This window comes from Candidatus Blochmanniella camponoti (assembly GCF_023585825.1).
Taxonomy (GTDB): domain Bacteria; phylum Pseudomonadota; class Gammaproteobacteria; order Enterobacterales; family Enterobacteriaceae; genus Blochmanniella; species Blochmanniella camponoti.
Map to the genome: position 1 here is coordinate 734,961 of NZ_CP097751.1, position 24,443 is coordinate 759,403.

Consider the following 24,443-nt stretch of genomic DNA (forward strand, 5'->3'; position numbering starts at 1 on the left):
ATATATCAATATTAAATAAAACTTAAATGAAAACATATAAAATTATTAAAAGTACATATTTTAAAAATTCTTGCCAAATTGGCGGGGTACATACTAATATCATATTTTAAATAGAGGTTATATGAACTTAGATTTTGTGATTGAAAGACTGCTCACACCTAATAATTTACAACATAATGATCTTTTATCTTTATTAGATATGACAGAAAAATTTCAAATAGATTACTCAGATCTATATTTTCAATCATGCTGTCATGAAACATGGGCTCTTGAAGATAGCATCATTAAATCTGGCTCCTACACCATAGATCAGGGTGCTGGTGCGCGAGTAATCATAGGCGAACAAACTGGATTTGCTTACACTGACCAATTAACTCTAGATTCATTGATGCGTAGCATGAGAGCTGCTACTAGCATTACAAACGAACGTCATTGCAATAACAATATTACTGTTAATTTAAAGAAGCATAAAGATATTTATCCTACTGCATATTCCTACATGAATCCACTGTCTAATATATCTAAAGAAGAAAAAATTGGACTATTAATGAGAATAGACAAAATAGCACGTGCCACTGATTCTAGAGTACAAAAAGTTCATGCTAATTTATCAGGTGTTTACGAGCAAATTTTAGTAGCAGCTACAGATGGTACTTTATCCGCAGATGTTCGACCGTTAGTACGTTTATCTATATTAGTGCAATCGGAACAAAATGGAAAAAGAGAACAAGGAATAAGTGGTGGTGGTGGGCGATTTGGGTACGATTTTTTTTTAGATACTATTGCAGAAGGAGAAATTCGAGCCGATTGTTGGGCTAAAGATGCTGTTCAAATGAGTTTAATTAATCTTGAAGCTGTAGCAGCTCCAGCAGGAACTATGACAGTAGTTTTGGGATCAGGTTGGCCTGGTATTTTATTACATGAAGCGGTAGGCCATGGTCTAGAAGGAGATTTTAATAGAAGAGGTAGTTCGGTATTTTCTAACAAAATCGGAAAAATAGTAGCTTCCGAATTATGTACAATAGTAGATGATGCTACACTGAAGGGATCACGTGGATCATTAACTATTGATGATGAAGGAATGCCTGGTCAATGTAATATTTTAATTAAAAATGGTATCTTACAAGGATACATGCAGGATAAATTAAATGCTAAACTAATGGGATGTACCTCGACAGGAAACGGTAGACGAGAATCATATGCTTCTTTACCTATGCCGCGTATGACTAATACTTATATGTTGCCAGGTCAATCGACCCCAGAAGAAATTATCAACAGTGTAGATTATGGAGTATATGCTTCGAATTTTAGCGGAGGACAAGTAGATATTACATCGGGCAAGTTTGTTTTTTCTGCATCTGAAGCTTTCCTAATAGAAAAAGGTCGTATCACCAAATCTATAAAAGGAGCTACTTTAATAGGATCAGGCATCGAAATCATGAAAAGTGTTTCCATGGTTGGAAACGATCTATCCTTAGATAAAGGAGTAGGCACGTGCATAAAAAACGGACAAAACATACCAGTTAGCGTCGGTCAACCAACAATAAAATTAAATAATATCACTATTGGAGGTACTAATTAATTCAATTGTATGCATAATATATGCCCATAGAATTAAATAATGAAAATCAAATAATAATGTAATTACATTAAATATTATTTTTATAATATATGTGAGTTTTGACTGTAAAAAAATATATATACTACATATAGTATATATTACTAATAGTAATTTACATGTTTGAAATCAAGCATAGACATATGATTATATAATCATGTTTTCATCTCATTTCTCATATTTCAGGAAATATTAAGTTCCATGGTATTGCTTACATTTGTATTGTTAATTATTATTAAATACTACATTTAGGATAATTTTTTTAATTAGTGAATTTTTTGTTAATTAAAAAACAAATTTTTATTTTTTATTTCATGATGTATATTTATTAACATCAGTAACTGATGTTAATAAATATAATCCATATTAGGAGACGTTTATATTAATTAGAAATTCTTATTACAGGAGGATAAGATGAATGACATAGATGACGTGATACAACAACGGAATTTTTTAGAAAATATAGTAAATCAAACATTAAATTTAGCACATGCATATTCAAATGAAGTGGAAGTTTCAGTAGTTAAAACCACAGGAATTACAGTCAGTACTCGTTACGGAAAACTTGAGAATGTAGAATTTAATAATCGCGGTATCTTAGATATAACTATATTTCGTCAACAACGAAAAGGTAATGCTCTTTCGAATGATTTAAATAAGAAAACAATAAATCGTACTGTGGAAGCTGCAGCAGATATAGCATCTTATACCTCTCCAGACCCATATTCTGGAATTGCCGATAAAGAACTATTAGCATTTAATTCTATGAATCTTGATCTATTTCATCCAATTAGTTTAGATACTAAATTAGGAGTGACCCTAGCATCTATAGCAGAAGAAACAGCATTAAAATATGATAAACGTATAATTTATACTGAAGGAGGTAGATTTAGCAGTTATTTTACCACTAAAGTTTTTGGGAATAGTCATGGTATGTTACAAAGTTACACTAGTAGTCAACATTCTTTATGTTGCGGTGTGATTGCTGCAAGCAATGATATTATGGAACAAAATTATGCATATACGTTAAGTCGTGCATTTGATGATTTACGTTCACCAGAATGGGTTGGACAAGAATGTGCTCAACGCGCTCTAAGTCATTTAAATCCTAAAAAATTAAAAACAATGGAATCTCCGGTATTATTCTCTGCAGAAGTAGCTACAAGTTTATTCCACCATTTAGCAAGTGCTATTCATGGGGATAATGTATTTCGTAAATCTACTTTTTTATTAAATGATCTGAAGAAAAAAATTTTTCCTTCTTGGATATCAATTAAAGAACGCCCGCACGTATTAAAAGGATTGGGCTCAGCTCCATTTGATAGAGAAGGGGTACAAACTTTAAATCGTACTATTGTAGAAGATGGCATATTAAATAGTTGGATTTTAAACAGTTATTCTGCACGTAAAATGGGACTCAAAAACACTGGACATGCTGATGGCATCTATAATTGGTATATTAGTTATCAAAATTTAAGTTTTATGGAATTAATTAAAAATATGCGACGCGGTCTTGTTGTTACTAATATAATGGGGCAAGGAATTAATATTACTACCGGAGATTATTCACGTGGAGTAGCTGGTTTTTGGGTAGAAAACGGCGATATTCAATATCCAGTAAATGAAATTGCTATTGCTGGTAATCTAAAAGATATGTTTTATAATATTGATGCTATTGGACACGATATTGAAACACGTAATCATATTCATTGTGGATCCGTTTTAATATCTTCTATGAAAATAGCAGGTATTTAAAATAAAAATTACATATATTTTTTACTGAAAAGATCTTTTTAAAACCGTAAAATATCTGTTATATACAGATATATATAATGAATAAAATTATTGCATCGATTTAACAATTTTTATGGTTTTACAACGTTAAAGAATAACTCTTTAAAATTTTATTATATTTTTAATATCATTTTAAATGAAATGAATATTTATATTTATAAAATACATAATTGATCATTATATAAATATCATCGAGTTAATCAATTATAACTTCTCTAATTTATGTCAATCTAGCATATGTCTAATTTTAATTAAAGTTTTAATAAATAATAAATAAAAAGCATGAAAATCGAAAATTCTCAAATAAGTGAATTTATATCTAAGTAACAATAATATCTAAACATTATCTGAAAATAAATTATGTTATTAATAACATAATTTCCATTTAAATAGTCATAAATAAAAAATAATATCCAAAAACTTTAATTTTTAAAAATAATTATTATCTAATTATTTAGATTATATAATTAAAGTTTTAATAAAACAGTAGTTTCTCTTGAGCAATTATAAACATAATAAAAATACATTAAAACATTATAGAAGATAAAAATACTCTCGATCTATACAAACGTTAATTGATTGAAATAATGTATAATTATATATATTACGTAATCAACAATTTGCACATCTAAAACTATTAATAACAAGAATTATTTATCAATATAGTCTGTTACCATCATGAAAAATAGTTTTACAAAAATAAATTTTTTACTAAATTTTGATATATCATCATATTTACACACAAACTTAAACATTGTTGCATTTCTATTATGAAATTAAATTCAAAACCTTGTAATTATAATTACTGATGACAGATAAAAATTATCTGTTAATAATAATGATATCTAATTATATCATTATTGTGCATTCACTTATTAGACACAAACTTATTATTCAAAAAATAGTTAATTACTTGGCATCTAAAAAATATGATTTAATGTCTTATCAAGTTAACATGATTAACGTTACATATATGTAAAACTACGTATATAAGAAATACTGATTACACTAATATATTGTCAATAAAATTGACAATATATCTGAAAAATTGAAATAGTTAATAGCTTTATTGCAACATACTTATATATATTTTAATGAAAATTAAATATTAAAAATATTAAGCGTGTTTTAATGAATAAAAATAATTTTTTACGTAATTAAAATCTAATAAATATTAAATGATAAAATAAATTCGGTATAAATAATTTTTTATTTTTTATTTTCATAATGCTCGATGTTGAATATGATTAATTTGTCCCCATATTTTTAGGTATTTGATTATTAAAGTGGTGCAGCCGAATATTAAAGATGTTATAATATCAACAAGTTATAACCAAGAGAGATCGCTCTATGAATACTGATCAAACTGAGCGCATAGAAATACCTGTGTTACCTTTGCGTGATGTAGTGGTGTATCCACATATGGTGATTCCGTTATTCGTTGGTCGGGACAAATCAATTAGATGTCTCGAATCTGCCATGAATAGCGACAAAAAGGTTATGTTAGTAGCTCAAAAAGAAGCATCAACCGATGAACCCAGTATTAATGACCTTTTTTCAGTTGGAACAGTATCTATAATATTACAGATGCTCAAATTACCAGATGGTACGGTCAAAGTATTAGTAGAAGGACTAGAGCGTGCCCGTATTATCGAGTTAACTGATACTGGAAATCACTTTAAAGCTCAAGCAAGTGCTTTCCATCCTAACGAACTAAACGAACGTGAACAAGAAGTTCTAATGCGCACTGTTATTAATCAATTTGAAGGATTTCTTAAACTTAATAAAAAAATACCCTCTGAAGTTTTAACATCCTTGAATAATATTGACAATGCAGATCGTCTTGCTGATACCATCGCCGCTCATATGCCACTCAAATTAGATGATAAACAATCCATTTTAGAAATGTCAGATGTTACGGAAAGACTAGAATATTTAATAGCGATGATGGAATCAGAAATTGAATTATTACAAGTTGAAAAACGTATTCGCAATCGTGTAAAAAAACAAATGGAAAAGAGCCAACGTGAATATTACTTAAATGAACAAATGAAAGCTATACAAAAAGAACTGGGAGAACTGGATGCTGTTGTTGACGAAAATGAATCTCTTAGACGCAAAATAGAAGCAGCTAAAATGCCTAAAGAGGCACGAAACAAAGTAGAATCAGAGTGGCAAAAATTGAAAATGATGTCCCCTATGTCTGCTGAAGCTGCTGTAGTTCGTGGATATATTGATTGGATATTATCAGTACCTTGGCATGCAAGAAGTAAAATGAAAAAAGATCTGCTTAAAGCTCAAGAAAGCCTGGACAAAGATCACTACGGATTAGAGCGTGTTAAAGATCGAATTTTAGAATATTTAGCAGTACAAAACAGAATAAATAAAATTAAAGGACCTATTTTATGTTTAGTAGGACCACCGGGAGTAGGTAAAACATCACTTGGGCGATCTATTGCTAAGGCTACTGGACGTAAGTATATACGTATGGCTTTAGGTGGTATGCGTGATGAAGCCGAAATTAGAGGCCACCGTCGTACCTACATTGGATCTATGCCTGGGAAACTTATACAAAAGATGTCTAAAGTTGGAGTAAGGAATCCGTTATTCCTGTTAGATGAAATAGATAAGATGTCCTTAGATATGCGTGGAGATCCAGCTGCTGCTTTGCTAGAAGTATTGGATCCAGAGCAAAATACTGCTTTTAATGATCATTATTTAGAAATAGATTATGATTTATCTGATGTTATGTTTGTTGCTACTTCTAACTCAATGGATATTCCCAGTCCTTTGTTAGATCGAATGGAAGTAATACGTTTATCTGGTTATACCGAAGATGAAAAGTTAAATATAGCACGACAGCATTTATTCAATAAGCAAATAGAGCGTAATGCTTTAAAGCTAGAAGAATTAACAATTCAAGACGATGCTTTAGTAGATATTATTAGACATTATACACGCGAAGCTGGAGTACGTAATTTAGAACGCGAAATTTCTAAATTATGTCGTAAAACAGTAAAAATGCTTTTAATGAATAAAAAAATAAGACACATAACCATTGATAAAAATAATTTAAAAGATTTTCTTGGTGTGCAACGCTATAATTGTACTCATGCAGATCAAGAAAATCGTGTAGGGCAAGTTACTGGATTAGCTTGGACTGAAGTAGGAGGAGATCTTTTAACTATTGAAACTGCTTGTGTTCCTGGAAAAGGGAAATTGACATATACTGGATCTTTAGGTGAAGTTATGCAAGAATCTATTCAAGCTGCATTAACTGTGGTAAGAGCGCGTGCAGATAAATTAGGTATTAATACGGATTTTTATGAAAAAAAAGACATTCATGTACATGTACCAGAAGGAGCTACTCCAAAAGATGGACCCAGCGCTGGAATTGCTATGTGTACTGCTTTAGTTTCTTGTTTAACAGGAAATTCTGTTAAAGCTAGTGTAGCAATGACAGGAGAAATAACTTTAAGGGGGCAAATATTACCTATTGGTGGATTGAAAGAAAAATTGTTAGCTGCGCATCGAGGAGGCATCAAAACAGTATTAATACCGTATGAAAACAAACGCGATCTAGAAGATATGCCGGCTATTGTAGTGAATAATTTGGACATTCATCCAGTCAAACAAATAGACGAAGTGTTAATATTAGCACTACAAAATATCCCTTTTAATTCTGAAATAACACCTAAAGCATCATTAGTATGACATATCGTGTAATTTGTAGAAACATAGAGATACAATAAAACTAAGATATATCATTTATTGTATTAAAATAATCACATATGAAATATATATATAAGAACTATAGTTATGATGTTCTAATTAAATAGAGTAATTTTTTTATACCATGGTTAGTGTGTTTTAATTATTTAAAAAATTTTCTATATACTATAGACCTAATGACTATGATATTTCCATTAAATTATACACTAAACACTACTAAGCACGCTGCATTTATCTTTATTCGGTGATAAGAACAATGGTAATCAAACTATTTGAGATAATTTTTTGAACATCAATATTAACTATTAGCATTAAATGGTAATTAATAAAAAATTTATGAAAATCATTAAAAATTAAAATACAAAAATCCTGGCATCTATAGTCGCACAACTTCTAAAATCACATTATAAATGTTTTAATCAACTAATTTCAAAATTAAAAAATATTTTTTAAACCACATGATTACAAACACAAAATGTATTTTTGTGTAAATCTTTTTTATACTCAAATATTTAATTATTACTTGAAAAATTTAAGATAATCACAGATAATCCCTAAAGGGATGTTATCAAATTATCCATAATAATTTTTAAAAAATCGGTCAGGTCTGGAAAGAAGCAGCCGTAATAAAGAACTACGATGGGTATTTTGTTTAGCATCCTCAATAAAGTAGAGGTGGCATTTTAATTTTTACGAGGCTTTCATATTGATAAAAAAATAAAATGTAACTGTATATTTTCTCTGTCCCTCTGACAGAGAAAATGCGTTTATTTTTTAAAAAATAATATAGGAATATTTATCAGCGTCTTTATTTGATCTACCGAATAGATATTTGGTCATATAAAATATCACGAAATGAAATAGAAATGTTCAAGATATCGTTATTACAAGTATCGTGTTTATTTTTTAAAAACATATTTATCATTATACTTTTATATCTTCTCAAACATATTAAGTTTCAATTTTTTATGCTTTTACTAAAAACCATAATTTTTAATCTTTAGAACGTACGATACTGCGAATACAAATAAACAATCAACCAAAAAGTATCTAAATTAATTCGATACTAATATCACTAAAAAACATATCTTTTACAAATAATTAAATATATTTAAACAAAAAATTTACAAATTGCTAATAATATTTAAAAATTTATTTAGATTTAATAATTTTTTATCCTAAAATACATTATATATTGACTATATAACCATTTTACATATTATTATTTAAAAAATAAGATGTACTCATTTATCATTAATAACCAAATAATTGAATACATATTTCAATTATATATATTTATACTATATACTGTATTTAAAATATTCTTGTAAAAAATGTTCATTTATTTAAAATAAATACTTGAAATTTTTATTAAAAATATATATAAGGCACATGTATCATATTTAAATTATTTTTATTGAAAAACGATATTATAAATTATACAAATATATAATATTGTTTTACGAATAAAGTAATTTACTAAAATTTAGTGGCAAAAGAAAATTTATATATAAATGTATACAAATACAGATAAATATTGTTTCTATTTTGGAAAAAATATGACAAATGTTACGGATCAACAATTAGAATTGATCAAAAAAAGTATCCAATTTGTACCTAATTATCCAAAAAAAGGCATTTTATTTCGAGACATCACTGAATTATTAAAAAATCCTCAAGCATATTCGGCAAGCATTACTCTTTTGGCCTATCATTATAGAAATCATAAACTAACTAAAGTAGTAGGTATAGAAGCTAGAGGATTCTTATTCAGTGCTCCATTAGCATTAATACTGAAATTAGGTTTTATTCCAGCCCGTAAATCAGGAAGATTACCCCGTGATACTATTAGAGAGCCATATATTTTAGAATATGATAACGGATTCTTAGAAATACACACCGATGCTATTACTCCAGGTGACCAAGTTTTAATTATAGATGATTTATTAGCAACGGGCGGAACAATCGCAGCAGCAGTAAAATTAATCAGACGGTTAGGAGGAGAAGTAAATCATGCTGGATTTATAATAGATTTAGAAAGCTTAGGTGGAAAATCATTATTAAAGAAAATAGGAATAAATTCCACTAGTTTAGTGACGTTCTCTAATCATTAAAATATCCCATCACTAAACCAATAAGTTTTAGTTCTTATATTTATAATAATTACTATACGAGCTGTATCCTTATGAGTTATCAAGTACTCGCCCGTAAGTGGCGTCCAAAAAAATTTTCTGATATTGTAGGGCAAGAACACATCATTCAAGCAATAACACATACTTTTTCATTAAATAAAATTCACCACGCTTATATATTGTCCGGTACAAGAGGAGTAGGAAAAACTACTATTGCTCGATTATTCGCAAAAGGATTAAACTGTGAACAAGGTACAACATATACCATGTGTGGTCAATGTAATAATTGCAAAGATATTGAATTAGGTTGTTTTATTGATCTAATTGAAATAGACGCAGCATCACGCACTAAAGTAGAAGATACTAGGGAATTTCTAGATAATGTACAATACATGCCATCTCGAGGTCGCTTTAAAGTATATCTCATAGATGAAGTACATATGTTATCACGTCATAGTTTCAATGCCTTATTAAAGACATTAGAAGAACCACCTACACATGTTAAATTTATTTTGATTACTACTGAATACCAAAAATTACCGGAGACTATCTTATCCCGATGTTTACAGTTTCACTTGAAACCTCTAAATATTTCTCAAATTATAACTCAACTAACGTATATTTTTCATAAAGAAAGCATAAACATAGAAACTTCTGCTTTAGAATCATTAGCATATGCATCAAAAGGAAGTATGCGTGATGCGCTTAGTTTGGCAGAACAAGCTATTGTCTTGGGAAATAATGAGATAACTAATAGTGTTATTAATAATATGTTTGGTATATCGAATATCGAACATCCATTATGTTTAATTGAGAGCTTAATTGATGAAGATATACATAATATTATGCACCAAATTGAAAATTTGACTGTTTTGGGAATCCATTGGGATTATGTTTTTAATGAAATTCTTACTATCTTACAGAAAATAGCTATAGGTCAATTTCTATCAAATTCTGTACAAAAAGAGGATAAGAATATAACACAACATATCAATCAACGTATACGTAAATTAAGTAATCGTATTACGCCAGAAAATGTACAATTATATTATCAAATATTTCTATTAGGTCGTCGCGAATTACCGTATGCTCCTAGTCATCGCATGGGAATAGAAATGACCATGTTACGAGCATTAGCTTTTCGTCCTGATGTAGACATAGCAAACAAAAAACATGATAATGATAATGATAATGATAATATACTTGCAAAATCTGTATGCTCAGATAATAATTCTGAAATGAATACTAATGATACACAATATATTGCTACTGATCTTTTTCAAAAAAAAAACCATAATCAAGGTAGTAAGAATGTACTAAATATAGAAAAATCAAAAAAAACAAATAATATATTACTCTTAAATTTCAAAAAATCCGAATTACATTTGGATAATACTAAACCAAACATTTCAAGATCTGTCTCTAATAGAAATATCGCAAATATTACTTCTACAATATTAGAAGCTCGATCAAAGCTATTACAATATAAAGAACGTAACAAGTTAAATGTAATAGAAAAAAGATCAAATTTAACTTCAGAATCTCAAAAAAAAATAAAAGATATATTAGAACGATTTACCAGTATTAATACAATAATTTTAAAAAATAGTTCTGATCGTTTCGATAAAATTAATAAAGATTTATCAGGATATTTAGAATTTAGTAATAACAGTAATGATAAGGAAAATCCGCATAAAAACCATCAAAATATGCCCGATTTCATAAAAGAAATACTTCAACAAGCAATAAATAATGATTTATGGATATCACAAATATATCGTTTGTCATTACCAAAATTAGAAAAAAAATTAGTTATGAATTCGTGGAAAGAAAAAATTTCTTCAGATGAAATATGCTTACATGTTCGCTCTGATTATCAACATTTAAATTCTATAGAATCCCATAATATCATACAAAAATCACTCAGCAATAATATGGGTATACCAATAAAATTACATATAAAAAAAGATGACAATTATGCAATAAAAACACCAATGGAATATTTACATACTTTATATAAAGAAAAAATATCATTAGTAAAGCAAGAATTTTCAAGTGATCCGTACGTTAAAATGATTAAATCTTTTTTTGATGCCGAAATAGATGAAAATGATATTCAAGTACTTTACGATCAGAATAAAAACCTATAAAATTAATTAAATACAATATACTATCTCTCAATTACATCTAAATTATGATGTAATATAACAAGTTAATATCAATTGTATATTTTAAAAATGTAATTTTTCATTAATTAATAGAACTATTACTGTTATTTTTTTATAATAATTAATTATTATTTTATATATTTAATGATCAAAAATTAAATTAAAAAATTATTCATTAAACAACCACATGCAAAGAAATTAATTTAAAAATATGCATAAATACTTGCAATCCTATTAAATATCTTAATTTGTTTTTTGATTTAATTATTGATTGATTATTCATACAGTATAAATATAAACAATCACTTTTATAATCTAAAGTAATCAGTTAATAAAATATAATTTTATATTTTAGTTATGATACAATAATAATTATTGAAATTAAATTAATATAAATTAAATCTATGTTTAGATAAAACACTACTACTTATATCTGAGTAGATAATGTTTTGACATATTATAAATATTGTTTACTAAATTTTTATAATTTTATTGAGAATTAAATTTGATACGTATTATATTTTTAGGGCCTCCTGGATCTGGAAAAGGAACACAAGCTCATCTTATTGCAAATAAGTATAATATTCCAAATATTTCTACAGGAATGATGTTACGTCAAGAACTAACTAGAAGTGCATATAAATCCTGTGCATTTCATAAAAATATAATAAATATCATGCATACTGGTGATTTAGTAAATGATGAATTTATGGTGCAATTAATTAACACACGTATTAATCAACATGATTGTCGTAATGGATTTTTATTAGATGGTTTTCCTAGAACAATTTTGCAAGCAAAATCTATGAAACAATGTAAAATTTTTGTAAATTACATCATAGAATTTTTTGCATCAGATTCTGTGATTATTGATCGTATTGTAGGCCGAAGAATACATGTAAGCTCTGGTAGAACTTATCATATTAAATTCAATCCGCCTAGAAATTATGGATTAGATGATATTACCGGAGAAATTTTAACTACTCGAAAAGATGACCATGAAGAAGCTATACGTAAACGATTAAGTAATTACCACCAACACACTGAACCAGTGTTAGATTATTATCGAGAAGAATCGAAATATAAAAAAATGAAATATTTTTCTATTGATGGAAATCGTGACATTTCTGAAATCTACAAAGAATTAATTAATATCATTAGTTCATGATGCTTATTATCATTTCTCATTCCAGTTTTATTATTGATATCAATATCATTATAGATAATAACAGCGTATAAAATCGTTATCCTATTAATTATACGTTGTGGTTTGATTCCTAAAAAATGTAACCATGCATTAATAATTAATTTACATATATAAACAGACACTAAATACTAATTAATCAAAAAACATGACAATGAATAATATATTACTTTTATAATCAAATACTTAGACCTGACCATCAAATAGTGAACATTCAACACAACATTACGGATACATAAATTATTTTAAAATTCATATAAAAATATGATAGGAAATTTTATTCTAAGTACTGCATGTAGTATAAGAAAATATATTCGACAATTATAAAACACTGATTATATTGACTTCTTTCATATAATTTCTATGTTAATATTGTAACACGGCATGCTTAATTCCATGGTATCTTAAAAAGAGCGTACGTATTATGTTTGTTATTTTATTCTTTAAATAAGATAAGTTTAAGTTCTGTTAATTAATAAACTATCTTTTAACAAAAAAATGAGTAATCATTAAATAGTACTCACATTTATTTGATTAAATGCTTGTTAATAATTTTTTGTATTATAAAACAACAAACACAAGCGCTGTAAGAAATCTTCAAATACAACTATAGTGAAAACATGCATTCTAACAAAAACGAAACCACACATATAATTTTTTAAATAATCTTAATGAATATATGCAATAAAAACTCCTATGTATATCTCATACGTATACCATAAAGACAGAGTGTATGCGTCTTAACATCATTTTTAATATTACTTTAAATAATAATATTGTTATTTCCAATAAAAAATATCTATAATATATAGATATTTTTTACGATTAATATAAAAGTGTCAAATTTAATATTTTATTGTTTCATCTAATGGAAATTCTGTAAATAGTATATCATTATTTTTTTCATTTACTTCTATCATTGAACCGTATTTATCCCAACATCCTAGCACTATTATTCTAAAAACATCTTTTTTGGATCTGTAAATCTTATGAATCGCAGGTTGATGAGTATGCCCGTGAATCATAATATCCGCATGGTTCTGAATTAAAATATCTGTAGCCGTTTTTAAATTAATATTTAATTTTTTTTTTGATTTGTATTTTGTATGTTGTACGCAACATGCACGTATAGCACTAAATATTCGTGAGCGTATGGATAATGGTAACGATAAAAATAACCGCTGTACTATAATATGACGTAAACATTTTCTAAATAATTGATATGAACTATCTTTAGCACAAAGAATATCTCCATGTAAAATGATTATTTTTTTTCCTGACGCTAATTTTAAAACTTGATTAGAAGATAATAACGTCATTCCGCATTCTCTAGCATATTTCTGTCCTAATAAAAAATCATGATTTCCATGAATAAAATAACACGAAATTCTTTTTTGATTTAACGCTTTCAAAGCTTTGGCGATGTTAATATGCAATAGATTACAATCATCATCTCCTAACCAAGTTTCAAACAAGTCTCCTAAAATATAAAGAGATTTAGCGCGCATTGCGCGATAATTTAAAAAACGCAAAAACCCATCAGTAATATATGGAGATTTAGTGCATAAATGAACATCTGAAATAAATAAAATAGACATGCGCACACATATTGAATAATAATGGTTATGATTATTATCACATTTTTAACATTCCAGATCAAAACTATTCGTTAAAAATTGAATAATTAAATAAAAACACTTATATAAATAAACACCACGCTATATACGAATTATAGTGTACACGATTAAATCGTGTAACGTGATCATCAATTATAATTATACTGACTATGCAATAAACATTGTCATATACTTATGACTAAGATAACATATGTTATGTTTTATATATGAAAGCGATGATCCCAATACTCAACTAATTAGATTATACATAATATTGTTTGAAGATCTTATTAAGCCTATGAGGCTTATATACTAAAGATCAATATATTGCCGCGTATATTGTAGAATAAATTAAAATGCTTAAAATTTTTAATACCTTAACAAAAAAAAAAGAAAAGTTTATACCTATTGATGCTGGTAAAATCAAAATATATGTTTGTGGTGTTACAGTTTATGATTTATGCCATCTCGGGCATGCTAGAACATTTATAGTATTTGATAGTATTATTCGCTATTTACGTCATTGTGGATATCAGGTAGATTACGTCCGTAATATTACAGATATAGATGATAAAATTATAAAAAGAGCTTATGAAAATAACGAAACTACCGAACACCTAACGAATCGTATGATTCAAGAAATGCATTTAGACTTAGATGCATTAAATATATTACGCCCAAATTATGAACCAAAAGTAACTGAACATATTGATATAATCATTAAATTCATTTGTTTGTTAATTTCAAAAAAACATGCATATACTGCCCCTAATGGAGATATAATGTTTTCTGTGAAAACTATGCGCAATTACGGTGTCTTATCTCACAAAAAAAATCCACCTGAAATACATGATAATATCTTAAAAATATCAAATATAAAAAAAAACCCTATGGATGATTTTGTATTGTGGAAAAAAACAACATCTAATAATAAACCTGGTGAGCCGTGTTGGTCATCTCCATGGGGAGATGGACGTCCGGGATGGCACATTGAATGTTCCGCTATGAATTATTCCATTTTCGGCAATCAAATAGACATTCATGGTGGAGGATCAGATTTAATTTTTCCACATCATGACAACGAAATTGCTCAATCTGTATGTGCTAATGAGACTTCTTATGCAAATATATGGATGCATTCTGGTCTTTTGTTATTAAACTATGAAAAAATGTCAAAATCATTAAATAACTTTTTTACCATACGTGATGTTTTAAAACATTATGATCCTGAAACAATAAGATATTTTTTAATGTCTTCTCATTATCGCAGTCAATTAAAATATAATGACAATAATCTTAAAAGCGCGCAAACATCTTTAAAACGGCTGTACATAGCTTTACGAGATACTAATCCTACAATTCAACCTAATGGAGGAGAATATTTTATATCAAAATTTATTTCTAAAATGAACGATGACTTCAATACACCAGAGGCATACTCAGTATTATTTGACATAGCACATAGATTAAATAATTTAAAAGTTAAAGGTCATGCACTTACTCAAGGTATGGCAGCTACCTTAAAATATTTAGCAAATATTATCGGATTATTATATCAAAATCCAGAAATTTTCTTAAAACAAATAACATCAAAACATAATAAAAATTGTCATTTTGAAAAAATTCAAAAATTAATTCAATGCCGCGAAGTTGCACGAAAAAATAACCAGTGGGAATTAGCTGATAGCATACGAAAGAAATTAACCGTTATGGGAATAACATTAGAAGATGGGCCTACAGGGATAACGAAATGGCATTTCAAATAATATAAATAGTAATTAATAAAATAATTAAAGATGGAATAAATAAGAATTATCCTACTAAATGATGATTATCATAAGCTTGCAAGGTATTCTGAATAAGTGTTACTACCGTCATTGGACCTACTCCACCCGGAACAGGAGTAATATATGCAGCTCGTTCGTAAGCGCTAGAAAACTGAACATCACCTACTATATTTCCGTTATTTAATCGATTAATACCAACATCTATTACTATAGCCCCTTGTTTTATCCAACTACCAGGAATAAAATTTGCTTGACCCACCGCCACAATTAATAAATCAGCATTTTCAATGTATATTTTCAAATTTTGAGTAAAACGATGAGTAACAGATACCGTACAACCTGCCAATAATAATTCCATAGTCATAGGCCGGCCAACGATATTTGATGCTCCAACTACGACCGCATGTAATACAAACAAATCTATATTATACCATTCTAATAAAGTAATAATACCTCGAGAAGTACAAGGACGTAATGTAGGAGATCGTTGACATAAACGCCCGACGTTATATGGATGAAAACCATCTACATCTTTATCAGGAGCAATATGCTCTAAAACACTTGTTTTATTTAACTTATTTGGTAATGGTAACTGAATTAAAATACCATCTATACGACTATCATTATTTAAAGTTTCAATTAATTGAAAAATCTCATTTTCAGTAGCCGTAACAGGCAAAGTATAAAGAAATGAAATCAAACCCACTTGTTCACATGCTTTTTTCTTATTCGTTACATATATCTGAGAAATTGGATTATGTCCTACTAGAATCATAGCCAATCCTGGAGCACGTTTTCCGGAATTCATATCTTTACGCACTTGTTTAGCTATTTCTTGTTTTATTTTTTCAGAAACATATTTACCATCAATTATCTTAGCGATCATTTTAAAATGTATCCAATAAATTATATATTAACACAATGATATTATTTTCTGTAATATATATTACTATTAAGTTTAAATTATATACTTTCTCTAAGCATATACTTCTTGAGAGAAAATATTTGATCTAATAAGATATCTCGAAAAGAGAATAATTATTTAGTAAAATATACAGTGACGCGCCCTTAACTCAATTGGATAGAGTAACAGCCTTCTAAGCTGTAAGTTATAGGTTCGAATCCTATAGGGCGCATTATCATCATATAATTTATCATCATATATAATTGGTCGCAACAATTGCATAAATCAGTCTTAATTAAATAATTCATATAACATGGCATGGTTTAATACAAATGTGTATACTTGATAATATATACTTTTGATTTAATAAAAATAAATTTCTAATAAATAATAGTATCGGGCATATTTCATTAGTATAGTAAAAATATCATGATATTAGGAATTGCTTTTGCCGTAATCTCAGGATTATTATGGGGATTGATTTTTATAGGTCCTTTATTAATCCCAGAATACCCCAGCATATTACAAGCATCGGGTCGTTATATTGCGTTTGGATTAATTTCATTGCCACTATCATGGTACGATAGAGCGCGTTTACGCAAATTATTATTAAAAGATTGGTTAGAAGCAATAAAATTAGTTTTAACAGGTCATCTAGTATATTATACTTGTTTAACAAGCGCTATTCAACGCATCGGAGTTCCAATTTCAACTGCTATTATCGGCACATTACCTCTAATGTTAACTGTAACAACACATATCATTTCTCCTAATGAACAAAAATTACCAAACCATACTTTTCTGATATCATTGTTTCTAATGGGAACAGGCTTATTATGTGTAAACATTTCTGAATTGCGATCTGAATTTTTTATACTTAATATATGGCAATACGCAAGCGGAATAATTTTAGCAATTGTTTCTGTTTTATGTTGGGCATGGTACGCGTTAAGGAATGCACATTGGTTAAAAACACATCCACACAATAAGCCTATGACTTGGGCTAATGCACAAGGAATGGTTACTTTACCACTATCCTGTCTCGTTTATTTTTTTGTATGTATCTGCTGTTCGGATCTGATTCAAGATGAATTTTCATTACCCTTTGGGCCTAGACCAATTTTTTTTATTTTTTTGATGGTATTAATTGGATTCTGTTGTTCTTGGTTAGGCACATTCTTTTGGAACGAAGCTAGTCAAAGATTACCAACAACATTAATAGGACCATTAATTGTGGTAGAAACTGTAGCAGGTTTAATGTATTCATGCATACATCAACAATTATGGCCATCTCCCTTAATTTTAATTGGCATGTTCTTACTAATTTCTGGAGTTACATGTATCATGCAAATTTGTAAGAACACACACTAAAATAATTTTTAAAAAATTATTGATCTTTAAATAAATAATTAGAAGAATTTTTTAAAACAGCGCATGTCATTTTATTTTATAAAAAATAAAACTCATGTACGCACTAAGTCAACTGTAATCTATAATAAATGATGACAATACACATCATACAATCATTTAATACATTTATTATTTATTTATATAAGTTCAAATCTGTTTATCTGTTGATAACGTATCTTTATTTACCTATGTAATATAATTACATATTAATTAGCTTATGTGCTCATGAATCCATGATATAATTTTATTTCTTAATATTATTGATTATTAAATTATTACATTTATATTAATTATTATTTTTATTTTTTTAGATTTTTAAAATTTTGCAAAATTAATAATATATATAATAAAATTGATAACGTATTATATAGCGTTTGCTAATTCATAAAATTTTAGAAATCATTTTTCTATGTCCGTTTATTGACATAACAATTCCAAATCCTGCCATTAATACTAATAGAGATGAACCACCATAACTTATTAATGGTAACGGAATACCTACTATTGGTAGCAGACCGCTAACCATACCAACATTTACGAATATATACATAAACAATACTAACATAAAACTTCCAATAATTAATCGCCCAAACATATGTTGCGTGTTAACAGCAATAAGGAGTCCACGAAGTATAATCCCTAAATATAACGACAACAATATTAATACCCCAAAAAATCCTAGTTCTTCTCCTATCACTGAAAAAATAAAGTCAGTATGACGTTCTGGTAAAAATTCTAACTGTGATTGTGTTCCATGTAACCATCCTTTCCCAGTGAAACCACCTGAACCGATAGCAATTTTTGATTGAATAATATGATACCCAGCGCCTTGTGGATCTATTTCTGGATGTAATAATATCTCTATTCTAGAGCGCTGATAATCGTGCATACAAAAAAACCAAAACATAGGAGCAAATAAAACCATGAGTAATAATGTAAACACAATTAATTTCCAACTAATTCCAGATAAAAATAACGCAAAAAATCCAGAACTAACTGTTAAAATTGCTGTGCCCAAATCTGGTTGTAACAACATAAATATGGTAGGAATCATAATTAATAATAGTACAATACCAACATTTTTTAAGGATGGCGGATACTGCTCCCTATCAATATAACGCGCTACCATAAGCAAAACAGAAATCTTAACTATTTCTGATGGTTGAAATCTTATGATACCAAAATCTAACCAACGTTGAGCTCCTTTGCTAATTTGACCAATCAAATTGACTGATATTAATAATATAAGACATAAAAAATATATATATGGTGTCCAAAACTCATAAGCTCTAGGCGGAACTTGTGCTAAAAAAAACATCAATAATAACCCTCCTATAATTTGAAACACTTTTAGTCGCATCATTTCAAAATTTTGACCACACGCGCTCCACATTATGAAAGTTCCGTATAATAGTAAACAAATAATCAAAAGAAATAATGTTAAATCAATATGATATTTATTCCATAATGAATTTTTACGAATAATTTGACTCATGATGCATTACGATAACTAGTTAGATTGACAAAATAAATAAAAAAACTCAATTAAATGTTTATTTATTGCAATAAGACATAATCAAATATTTTTCTTGTAATTGATCCTATTGATACTCCAATCCTAGCGTTTTCTAAAATTACTACCACAGCTACCGTAGGATTTTCGTATGGAGCGAAAGCAGTCATCAATTTATGATCCCTAAGAGATTCAGAAATCTTGTTTGGATCATAATTTTGGTTACTTTTTAAATTAAATAATTGTGCTGTACCAGATTTCGCTGCTGCTTTATATGAAGCACCAGAAAAACTCCTACTTACCGTACCATTTGGACGATTAGCTGCTCCAAACATTCCATCTTTAGCGATTTTCCATACATTTGATTTTGGGTCACCTACCTGATCCCATTCCGTTTGATGATATGGGACGCAATTTTTTTCTAATAAAACACTATCAAGTAAATGCGGAATGCGCACGTTACCGTCATTAATTAAAGTAATTAAAGCTTTAGACATTTGTATAGGAGTAGCGGTCCAGTACCCTTGCCCAATTCCTACCGGTATCGTATCTCCTTGATACCATGGTTGCTTAAAACGTTGTATTTTCCATGCCTTGGTCGGCATAACACCTGTTAATTCTTCGAATAGATCGATACCAGTATATCTACCATACCCAAATTTATTCATCCATTCTGATAAATTATCTATTCCCATTTTGTAGGCTATCTGATAAAAAAAAGTATCAGAAGATTCTTCAAGAGCTTTCGTAATATTTAGTTCACCATGCCCCCAACGCTTCCAATCACGAAAACGTTTTTCTGAACCAGGTAATTGCCACCAACCAGGATCAGAAAATAAAAAATTCTGATTAATCACCCCTAATGTTAAAGCAGATACAGAAATATAAGGTTTTACTGTAGATGCAGGAGGGTATATCCCTTGGGTGGCACGATTAAGTAAAGGACAATTGTTATCCTTTAATAAAATGCTATATTCTGTATTGGAGATACCGTCAACAAACAAGTTTGGATTATAACTAGGATGCGAAATTAAAGCTTGAATTCCTCCGTTGCGAGGGTCAACAACTATTACAGAAGATCGATTTCCTACTAATAATTTTATAATGTACTGTTGTAAATTCAAATCTAATGTTAAAATAATATTTTTTCCTGGTATCGGGGATTTTTTATATAATTCTCTAATCACTTTTCCGCGATTATTTATTTCTACAGCTCCATATCCTGGCGTCCCATGTAAAATGTTTTCGTAATAGCGTTCAATACCTAATTTTCCTATATTAGGAGCGGCAATATACTTACCCAAAATACCCTGCTTATTCAATCGTTTTATATCTTCCCCGTTAATTTTAGCGACGTATCCGATAACATGAGTTACATCGGATCCATAAGGATAGTAACGACGTTGATAACTTTTGATTGTTACCCCGGAAAACCTAAACCTATTAACAGCAAATCGAGCTTGTTGTTCTTCCGTTAAATCAATTTTAATAGGCAACGAAACGAATTGGGTAGAACGTTTCCGATTTTTTTCAAAACGTTCTATATCATGATCACTTAAATTTAGTAATAATTTCAACTCATGAATCGTATGACTTAAATCAGTTGCATTTTCTGGAACTATTTCTAATTGGTAAATGGTACGATTTAATGCTAAAGCTATTCCATTGCGATCATAAATAATTCCCCTTTTAGGTGGAATAGGAATAATCTTAATACGATTTTCATTAGAACGAGTAGTATACATATCAAAATGAATTATCTGTATCTGATATAGATGAATAAACAAAATGCCAATGATCAATAACACAAAAACAGATGCAATTGTTATACGACGCGCAAATAACAACGACTCAGCTGAATAATTATGAAAAATTTGGTGACCATTAGACTTCATTTAATCAAAATTTATTTATATCTAATATTAATCATTGATATAAATAATTATACACGTATTTAATAGATGCATTGCTATGTACACGTAATACTATATCCTAAACAGATCTTTATAATATATGTTAGTTCCAAAGCTTCTCTAATTCATATAATTTACGAATTTCTTTTTGCATCACATGTATAACTACATCACCTAAGTCTACTAAAACCCATTCACCAATGCTCATACCTTCTGCACCATAAGGCTGTATCCCTAAACTACGAGATTTACGTAATATATCTTGAGATATAGAAATTACATGACGACGAGACATACCAGTACAAATAATCATAATATCTGTAATATTAGTTTTACCAGACATATCAAAACACGCAATATCTTGTCCCTGTATATTACATATAACATTAACTATAAATTCTTTCAGAACATCGGATTGCACGATTTAATGCCTAAATATGTATTTACGTGTGACTTTTTGCTGTTTTAATATACAAATAATGTATGGCATTTGACTAAATAATACAATAATTATCTTATCAATTTTTAACTTTTAAGATAAATATAGAGTTATAACACATTGTTAATTCTAACAAAAAACAACATTATAAATCTATATTTACTGTAGAAATGTAGTAAATGGCAAATTATTATTGTGTTTTGTTGTTTTTATATAGCCTAAATAAAAATGTTATTCCGTTAAATATTCAAATATCAACACGTATTATCATACTAAATGTATACGATATCATTATCTTATTTCATAAGAATTATAATTTTTGCAATTTATACCCACACATATAACAATATGTGGTAATACATGTACATATAACTATTTTTTAATAAAAAATTGAAAAATTATTTTAAACACATCAATATAATCAATCAAAAAATCATTAATATCTTTATTGTGAATTATTTTTGATAACAAAAACACATGTGTATACAAATCATCTAATAAATAAGATTGATAAAAATTTTATTATAAATATGGCTAACGTATTTGGATAAAAATCGCTATTTAAGCGCAACCTTCTTATCGTAACATAATATGAGTGATAATAGTTCAAAACTTGATCGTGACAAAACAATATAATCTCGTTTATATATTAATTCTATTTGCGCTAATAATTCTATTGCTTGATGTAATTGATATAAACTTAATCGATTAACCGCTCTAGATAATAACATACAATGATACTTTCTATATATTTTATATGTTTTCAACAAATTAAATAATGATTTTCCTTGTACCATATTGTATTTCATGTTAGTTATTATCAGTATTTCAGATTTAATTTTGCATAATAATAGTTCTAAATCGACACCTATATATTCCAATTTTTTTAGAATACGATCAGCACGTTGTTTGTTGCCTGTTAAAATCGACTCTATCCAATGATTCATATTAAAACATGCTGAATCAGTTACTATTTTTTTTACACGAATAAAATTTAAATTTCCATCAGGATAGATTAAAGACAGATTTTGCAACGTTTGATTTAATAATGTTAAATTACCTTCGTAGTAATAACATAATAATTGACAAGCTAAATTTTCTATAACAAGTTTCATATTTTTAGCTTGATTTTCTATCCACATTATCAAGCGTGTATGCGTAGGAGTGCTGCAATCAACGAACATTCCTATGTCGTTAAAACATTGTAACCAAATATTATTTTTATTAATTTGATTTGATTCATGAATATATAAAATTAATACTAAATCATCATGAAGCAATGAGAATAATAAAGGCACGTTTTTTTTTAAAATAGCAGCAGGATAATTTTGAGGAAATTTCAGTGATAATATTCTGCGTTTTTCAAATAAACTTGATACTCTGAACAAATTAAATATATTCTCCCAATCAGAATACATATCCAATGCTATATTAACAGATTCATTGAAATTTAGCATTCTGGCTGTATTAACAATATTCAGATAACTATCTCCTAAAAAATAAGAATCATTCCCTAATAATACATAAACAGATCTCAACTCTTTTTTCAATTCTATAAACAATTGTTCTGGGTATATCCAAATCATAATATATGTTGATAGTGAAATAAAAAATTTATATTAAATATAAAAATAATTTTACAACATATCCTAACTAAAATCTTCACATCGCAGAAATAATTGATATATTAGCTGTTGAGCCGCATCTCGATATATTTCTTTACGAATATCATTTTCTTGCGTGTCATTAAATAAAGCTTTTTCAGGATTTCTTATAAGTGAACGATACACATAAACACTGATGGGGTAATAATTTTTGTTTGGAATGAATAAATGAGTTTGTATACTCAATGTCAATCGATATCCAGCCTCTTTTCCGTTCTGAAATACAGAAGTGGTTATATGTTTTTCTGAAGCGTTGACGATATTTAAACGAGGAATCTGTGCCTCTCGTGTACACACATTATCATGTAAATCATTTAAATCATCAAAAATATCAATACGACTTGCGTACAACTCAGTCATTATAGCTCGAGTTATCGGACCAAATGGGTCATAACTGCATAATATTATAGATCTTATATTATTTGTTCGTAATTTTTTTACGGTTATATCTGTATATAATCGATAACCACAACTTGTAAAGATAATCACAGTCAAAACACTTATAATCATTAAAAAAATAATTTTTTTTATATAAGCAATGTCCAGCAT

Annotated in this window: 15 protein-coding genes, 1 tRNA gene and 1 other RNA gene; 10 read left to right on the forward strand and 7 right to left on the reverse strand. The window is 28.2% G+C overall.

The window, feature by feature from the left end:
• Window positions 1-121 precede the first annotated feature (121 nt).
• From tldD to adk, 7 genes are all read left to right on the forward strand, one after another.
• The gene (gene tldD / locus M9394_RS03105) at window positions 122-1,582 is read left to right on the forward strand and encodes a metalloprotease TldD (RefSeq protein WP_250249972.1); all 1,461 of its coding nucleotides are present in this window, start codon (window positions 122-124) and stop codon (window positions 1,580-1,582) included.
• Between the two features lie 450 nt (window positions 1,583-2,032).
• A complete protein-coding gene (pmbA, locus tag M9394_RS03110) occupies window positions 2,033-3,373 on the forward strand; it encodes a metalloprotease PmbA (RefSeq protein WP_250246845.1) in 1,341 nt (446 codons plus the stop codon).
• Between the two features lie 1,389 nt (window positions 3,374-4,762).
• Window positions 4,763-7,126, forward strand: a complete 2,364-nt coding sequence (gene lon, locus M9394_RS03115) for an endopeptidase La (protein WP_250246844.1) — start codon at window positions 4,763-4,765, stop codon at window positions 7,124-7,126.
• Between the two features lie 584 nt (window positions 7,127-7,710).
• Window positions 7,711-7,801, forward strand: an RNA gene (gene ffs / locus M9394_RS03120) — signal recognition particle sRNA small type.
• Window positions 7,802-8,703: 902 nt separating this feature from the next.
• Entirely contained in the window at window positions 8,704-9,258 is a 555-nt protein-coding gene (gene apt / locus M9394_RS03125) for an adenine phosphoribosyltransferase (protein WP_250246843.1), read from the forward strand.
• Between the two features lie 71 nt (window positions 9,259-9,329).
• On the forward strand, window positions 9,330-11,426 hold the full coding sequence (gene dnaX, locus M9394_RS03130; protein ID WP_250249974.1) for a DNA polymerase III subunit gamma/tau: 2,097 nt from the start codon (window positions 9,330-9,332) through the stop codon (window positions 11,424-11,426).
• 526 nt (window positions 11,427-11,952) lie between these two features.
• A complete protein-coding gene (adk, locus tag M9394_RS03135; RefSeq protein ID WP_250250258.1) occupies window positions 11,953-12,612 on the forward strand; it encodes an adenylate kinase in 660 nt (219 codons plus the stop codon).
• Window positions 12,613-13,493: 881 nt separating this feature from the next.
• Here the strand turns inward: adk and M9394_RS03140 are convergent.
• Complete coding sequence (locus M9394_RS03140; protein ID WP_250249976.1) at window positions 13,494-14,246, reverse strand: UDP-2,3-diacylglucosamine diphosphatase; 753 nt, start codon at window positions 14,244-14,246, stop codon at window positions 13,494-13,496.
• A 374-nt stretch (window positions 14,247-14,620) separates the two neighbouring features.
• Between M9394_RS03140 and cysS the strand changes: the two genes are divergently transcribed.
• Window positions 14,621-16,030, forward strand: coding sequence for a cysteine--tRNA ligase (cysS, locus tag M9394_RS03145; RefSeq protein ID WP_250249978.1), 1,410 nt, complete (start codon window positions 14,621-14,623; stop codon window positions 16,028-16,030).
• Window positions 16,031-16,076: 46 nt separating this feature from the next.
• Here the strand turns inward: cysS and folD are convergent, their stop codons facing one another.
• Window positions 16,077-16,937 (reverse strand): bifunctional methylenetetrahydrofolate dehydrogenase/methenyltetrahydrofolate cyclohydrolase FolD, encoded by an 861-nt coding sequence (gene folD, locus M9394_RS03150; RefSeq protein WP_250246839.1) that lies wholly within the window; start codon window positions 16,935-16,937, stop codon window positions 16,077-16,079.
• A gap of 176 nt (window positions 16,938-17,113) precedes the next feature.
• Here folD and M9394_RS03155 point away from each other — a divergent pair.
• Together M9394_RS03155 and M9394_RS03160 are read left to right on the forward strand one after the other, a co-directional pair.
• A tRNA-Arg gene (locus M9394_RS03155) sits at window positions 17,114-17,187 on the forward strand.
• Window positions 17,188-17,384: 197 nt separating this feature from the next.
• On the forward strand, window positions 17,385-18,326 hold the full coding sequence (locus M9394_RS03160) for a DMT family transporter (RefSeq protein ID WP_250249980.1): 942 nt from the start codon (window positions 17,385-17,387) through the stop codon (window positions 18,324-18,326).
• Between the two features lie 421 nt (window positions 18,327-18,747).
• Here the strand turns inward: M9394_RS03160 and rodA are convergent, their stop codons facing one another.
• From rodA to lptE, 5 genes are all read right to left on the reverse strand, one after another.
• Window positions 18,748-19,860: a rod shape-determining protein RodA gene (rodA, locus tag M9394_RS03165; protein ID WP_250246837.1), complete on the reverse strand. Its 1,113-nt coding sequence runs from the start codon at window positions 19,858-19,860 to the stop codon at window positions 18,748-18,750.
• Window positions 19,861-19,922: 62 nt separating this feature from the next.
• Window positions 19,923-21,773, reverse strand: a complete 1,851-nt coding sequence (gene mrdA / locus M9394_RS03170) for a peptidoglycan DD-transpeptidase MrdA (RefSeq protein WP_250249982.1) — start codon at window positions 21,771-21,773, stop codon at window positions 19,923-19,925.
• A 121-nt stretch (window positions 21,774-21,894) separates the two neighbouring features.
• Window positions 21,895-22,212, reverse strand: a complete 318-nt coding sequence (rsfS, locus tag M9394_RS03175; RefSeq protein ID WP_250246835.1) for a ribosome silencing factor — start codon at window positions 22,210-22,212, stop codon at window positions 21,895-21,897.
• 575 nt (window positions 22,213-22,787) lie between these two features.
• Entirely contained in the window at window positions 22,788-23,816 is a 1,029-nt protein-coding gene (gene holA / locus M9394_RS03180) for a DNA polymerase III subunit delta (RefSeq protein ID WP_250249983.1), read from the reverse strand.
• A 63-nt stretch (window positions 23,817-23,879) separates the two neighbouring features.
• Window positions 23,880-24,443: an LPS assembly lipoprotein LptE gene (gene lptE / locus M9394_RS03185; protein ID WP_250246833.1), complete on the reverse strand. Its 564-nt coding sequence runs from the start codon at window positions 24,441-24,443 to the stop codon at window positions 23,880-23,882.